Annotated in this window: 1 pseudogene; it reads right to left on the bottom strand. The window is 74.4% G+C overall.

From position 1 onward, the window contains the following. Positions 1 to 293: pseudogene (locus ACQG3P_RS19260) on the bottom strand (GGDEF domain-containing protein); the annotation flags it as partial.

Raw genomic sequence — 293 nt, 5'->3', positions numbered from 1 at the left:
GCTCGCGCAGGCGCAGGCTGTCGGGCTGGCCGTCGGGGCTGTCCTGTTCGATGGTGCGGAAGTACTTGTCGATCAGCTGGCGCATGGCGCGGCCAGAGCTGACCCAGTCGGCACTGCGCTGCGCCGACTGCAGGCGCAGGCCCATGTCACCCAGCTCGCCGGGCTGGGTGGACATGCCGTGGGCGAACGCGGCCAGCAGTGGTTCGGGCTGGTCGGCCCCGGCGGACAGGCGCTGCAGCATCGCGCTGCTGCCGCCCTTGTGCGCGGGGGCGTCCGCTGCCGCGCCGGCCGCG

The organism is Stenotrophomonas sp. SrG, assembly GCF_050031795.1.
In the GTDB taxonomy this organism is placed as follows: Bacteria; Pseudomonadota; Gammaproteobacteria; order Xanthomonadales; family Xanthomonadaceae; genus Stenotrophomonas; species Stenotrophomonas rhizophila_A.
The sequence above is the reverse complement of the archived record's forward strand: the minus strand, read 5'-3'. Positions and strand labels throughout refer to the sequence as shown.